We start from the raw sequence: 4,124 nt of genomic DNA, 5'->3' as shown, positions 1-4,124 counted from the left end.
GACCGACGCGGCGCTGGCCGGGCGGCTCGACGAATACCGCGCGGCGCAGACCGCCGCCGTGGCGGAGGAGCCGGCATGAGCCAGGCGCCGCTCCCCCCCAATGCGACCATCGGCATCCTGGGCGGCGGCCAGCTCGGCCGCATGTCGGCCCTCGCCGCGGCCGAGCTCGGCTATCGCTGCCATGTCTATGCCCCGGATGCCGGCTCGCCCGGCATGCTGGTCTCGGCCGCGCACACGGTGGCGGGGTATGAGGATGCCGAGGCCCTGGCCGCCTTCGCCGCCCAGGTCGATGTGGTGACCTTCGAGTTCGAGAACGTGCCCGCCCGCACGCTGGAGATCCTGCGCCCGCTGGTGCCCTGCCGGCCGGGCGAGAAGGCGCTGGCGGTGTGCCAGGACCGCATCCTGGAGAAGACCTTCCTGGCCCAGGCGGGGGTGCCGGTGGCGCCCTGGCGCCCGGTGCGCAGCCTGGAGGAATTGCAGGCGGCGGTGGCCGAGCTGGGCCTGCCGGCGGTGCTGAAGACCACCCGGCTGGGCTATGACGGGCGCGGCCAGGCGGTGCTGCGCGCGCCGGAGGACCTGGCCCCGGCCTTCGAGCGGCTGCGGCCGCACCCGCTGATCCTGGAAGCCTTCGTGCCCTTCGCGCAGGAGATCTCGGCGGTGGCGGCGCGCGGGCTGGACGGGCAGGCGGTGGCCTATGACGCCGTGGAGAACCGGCACCACCACCACATCCTGGACCTGTCCTTCGCCCCGGCGCGGGTGCCGGCGGCGGTGGCCGAGGCGGCGCGCGGCCACGCCATGCGCGTGGCGGCGGAGCTGGAGCTGGTCGGCGTGCTGGCGGTGGAGTTCTTCCTGCTGCCGGACGGCACCCTGCTGGGCAACGAGATCGCGCCCCGGCCGCACAATTCCGGCCACTGGACCATGGATGCCTGCGCCGCCAGCCAGTTCCACCAGCATATGCGCGCGGTGGCCGGCCTGCCGCTCGGCGGGGTGGAGCGGCATTCGGACGCGGTGATGCGCAACCTGGTCGGCCCCGAGGGCATGGCGAAGCTGCCGGCGCTGCTGGGCGATGCCGGGGTGGCGGTGCATCTCTACGGCAAGGGCGAGGCGCGGGAGGGCCGCAAGATGGGCCATGCCAACCGCCTGTTCCCGCGCGGCACGCTGGAAGGCGGCGCCAAAGATGCGGCGCTGCTCGCGGGTCTGTGACTGAAATGGCCCAATGTGGCTTCCGCGCCACATGTGGCGGGAAACTCCGCCGCCCTGCTGCGCGGCGCCAAAGGCTCTGCTAATGAAGGTTTCACGCGGCGCCGTGACTCGGGGGGATCCTTCCAGAGGGCGCGCGCAGCGAGCAAGCCTCTGGTGGATCGAGGAGAATTCTAATGAGCCTCAAGAAGGCGCTTCTGGCCGCGACCGTTCTGGCGCTGCCGCTCGCGGCCCAGGCGCAGCCTGTCACGGGCGTTTATGTCGGCGCTGGCGCTGGCTACAACTACCTGCAGGACGCCGACATCACGGCCTCCGGCGCGACCCAGTCGATGGGCACCGCCCGCGGCGCGACCCGCAAGCTGAGCGCCGAGTTCGAGCACGGCTTCGGCGGCGTTCTGAGCGTCGGTTATGGCTTCGGCAACGGCCTGCGCGCCGAGCTCGAGGGCAACTACCGCCAGAACGATGTGGACACGCTGAAGGCCGGCGGCAACCTGCCGGGCATCGGCGGCACCGTCCGCAGCTACGGCGCGATGGTCAACGCCCTGTATGACTTCAACCTCGGCCTGCCCGTGGTGCCGTATGTCGGCGCCGGCGTCGGTTATGTGTGGAGCGACTACGACACGGTTCGCAGCCGTGGCCTGGGCCGCTCCAGCGTGACGATCGACGACGACAACGGCCAGTTCGCCTTCCAGGGCATCGTCGGCGCCGCCTTCCCGATCGCCGCCGTGCCGGGCCTGGCGATCACCGCCGAGTACCGCTTCCTGGGCACCCTGGATCCGGACTTCACCGCCGTCACCCGTAACACGGCTGGCGTCGTGACCGCCCGCACCAAGGTCGACTCCGAGAACTACAACCACTCGGTGTTCCTGGGCCTGCGCTATGCGTTCAACGCCCCGGTGCCGCCGGCCCCGGTCCCGGTTGCCGCCCCGGCGCCGGCCGCTGCCCCGGCCCCGGCCCGCACCTACCTGGTGTTCTTCGACTTCGACCGCGCTGACCTGACGGACCGTGCCCGCCAGATCATCGCCGAGGCCGCGCAGAACAGCAGCCGCGTGCAGGCGACCCGCATCGAGGTGGCCGGTCACGCCGACCGCGCCGGCTCGCCGCAGTACAACCAGCGCCTGTCGCAGCGTCGCGCCGACGCCGTGGCCGCCGAGCTGGTCCGCCTGGGCGTCGCCCGCTCCGCCATCACCGTCCAGGCCTTCGGCGAGAGCCGTCCGCTGGTCCCGACGGCCGACGGCGTGCGCGAGCCGCAGAACCGCCGCGTCGAGATCGTCCTGCGCTAATCGCGCAGCCGGTCACGGCCAAGGGAAAGGGCGCCTCCGGGCGCCCTTTTTCTGTTCCGGGTTCCGGGAAGGGCGGTGCCGCTGCCCGGAGATCCGGCGCGCGAAAAGGCCCGGCGGGGATACCCCGCCGGGCCTTTTCTCATGTGTTCCGCAGCCCGTGCCGACCGGGAAACCCAAGCCGCAGCCTCAGTTCAGCGACCCGCCTTCGCACAGGACGGCGGCAGCCCGGCAAAAATCAGCGGATGGCGACCTGGGTTTGCGGGGCGGGCTGGTCCGGGGTGCTGCGGCGCGGCGTCGCCTGGGCGCTGCGGGTGGCCGGGGCCGGGCAGGCCTCGGCGCCATAGGGGTTCAGCACCTTCTGCTCCAGCGACAGGCTGGCCAGCGCGGCCATGCCGCTCTGGCTCAGCGCCTGCTGGAACAGCGGCGCCACGTTCTGGCAGAAATGCGAGCCCTGGCGGATGCCCTCCTGGCTCTGCGCATTGGCCAGGGTGGTGATGTAGCCATCCATCTCGCGCTGGGCGCGGCCGCCATGCACGCGGCGGAAATGCCCGGTCAGGTTGCGCCAGGCGGTGCCCAGGTCGCGCTGGTGCCGCGTGACGAAGGCGTTGTAGTCGTCATGCTGGTTGCAGGAGAGGGCGGCGACCATCAGCTGGCTCTGCAGCGCGCGCACCGCCATCGCGGCGTGCTCGGCCGGTTGCAGGCAGGTCTGCGCGGCCGCCGGCAGCGCCACGGCCAAGGCAAGGGCGGACCCCGCCAGGAATCTCTGGATGTAAGCCATGTGACGGGACCCCCTGCTCCCGGTGACGGAACCGCGAGCGGTCCCGTTTCGCTTCTATATCAGAGCGGGGGTGTTGCGAAGCGGTCGCGGAATGATGCTTTGGCAATCCGTTATGCGGTGTGGCGGCAATGCAGCCTGAGCTTGGCCGGTTCAGCCGGCGGCGCGGATCGCCTGCTGCATCGCCGCCAGACCGGCCAGGAAATCCTCCATCTCCATCGCCTCGGCCGGGTTGTGCGAGCCGTTGCGGTTGCGGATGAAGACCATGGCCGCCGGGGTGCCGCGCCGCACGAACTCCGCCGCGTCATGGCCAGCGCCGGAAGCGAGGGTGACCGGCTCGGGCAGGGCGGCCTCGATGGCGGCACGCGCCGCCTCGTCCAGCAGCACGGGGGCGGCGCGCACCGCCTGGCCCAGATCGAAGCGCACGCCGCGGCGGGCGCCGATCTCGGCGGCGCGGCGCGGCAGCAGCGCCGCCAGCTCCGCCAGCACGGCGGGCTGGGCGCTGCGCAGGTCCAGGCTGAAGCGCACCGCATCGGGGATGCGGGTGGCGGTGGCGCTGGCCGGGTCGATCCAGAGCTGGCCGGCGGTCAGCACCAGGTCGGCGCCCTCCTGCAAGGCGCGGCCCCAGAGCGTGTCCAGCTCGTGCAGCAGCTCGGCCACCGCCAGCGCCGGGTCGCGCCGCAGATGGCGCGGCACGGCGCCGGAATGCCCGGCCTCGCCCTGGCAGAGCGCGCCCGGATAGCGGACATGGCCGCGCACGGCGGAGACGGCGGCGGCGGGCAGGCCGCGATCGACCAGCACCGGGCCCTGCTCGATATGCAGCTCCCAGAAGAAATTGGTGCGGCGCAGTTCCGGAAGGGGGGCGC

The 4,124-nt window shown here is 72.5% G+C and carries 4 protein-coding genes; 2 read left to right on the top strand and 2 right to left on the bottom strand.

Features of this window, described 5'->3' with window-relative positions:
• Window positions 1-75 precede the first annotated feature (75 nt).
• On the top strand, window positions 76-1,203 hold the full coding sequence (locus tag HMPREF0731_RS05015) for a 5-(carboxyamino)imidazole ribonucleotide synthase (RefSeq protein WP_007002950.1): 1,128 nt from the start codon (window positions 76-78) through the stop codon (window positions 1,201-1,203).
• A gap of 173 nt (window positions 1,204-1,376) precedes the next feature.
• Window positions 1,377-2,483 (top strand): OmpA family protein, encoded by a 1,107-nt coding sequence (locus HMPREF0731_RS05010; protein ID WP_007002949.1) that lies wholly within the window; start codon window positions 1,377-1,379, stop codon window positions 2,481-2,483.
• 235 nt (window positions 2,484-2,718) lie between these two features.
• On the opposite strand, the gene HMPREF0731_RS05005 is transcribed toward HMPREF0731_RS05010, so the two are convergent.
• A complete protein-coding gene (locus HMPREF0731_RS05005) occupies window positions 2,719-3,261 on the bottom strand; it encodes a hypothetical protein (RefSeq protein WP_007002948.1) in 543 nt (180 codons plus the stop codon).
• 150 nt (window positions 3,262-3,411) lie between these two features.
• The coding region (locus HMPREF0731_RS05000) for a M20/M25/M40 family metallo-hydrolase (protein ID WP_007002947.1) at window positions 3,412-4,124 on the bottom strand (713 nt) is incomplete at its 5' end.

Origin of the sequence: Pseudoroseomonas cervicalis ATCC 49957 (genome assembly GCF_000164635.1) — a bacterium.
GTDB lineage: Bacteria > Pseudomonadota > Alphaproteobacteria > Acetobacterales > Acetobacteraceae > Pseudoroseomonas > Pseudoroseomonas cervicalis.
Note: the sequence above shows the minus strand (reverse complement) of the source record. Positions and strands in the feature narration are given on the sequence as shown.

Excerpts from the sequence above, each read along its gene's own strand:
- HMPREF0731_RS05015 (WP_007002950.1), top strand. The coding sequence starts at position 76 with ATGAGCCAGGCGCCGCTCCCCCCCAATGCGACCATCGGCATCCTGGGC.
- HMPREF0731_RS05005 (WP_007002948.1), bottom strand. The coding sequence starts at position 3,261 with ATGGCTTACATCCAGAGATTCCTGGCGGGGTCCGCCCTTGCCTTGGCC.
- HMPREF0731_RS05010 (WP_007002949.1), top strand. The coding sequence starts at position 1,377 with ATGAGCCTCAAGAAGGCGCTTCTGGCCGCGACCGTTCTGGCGCTGCCG.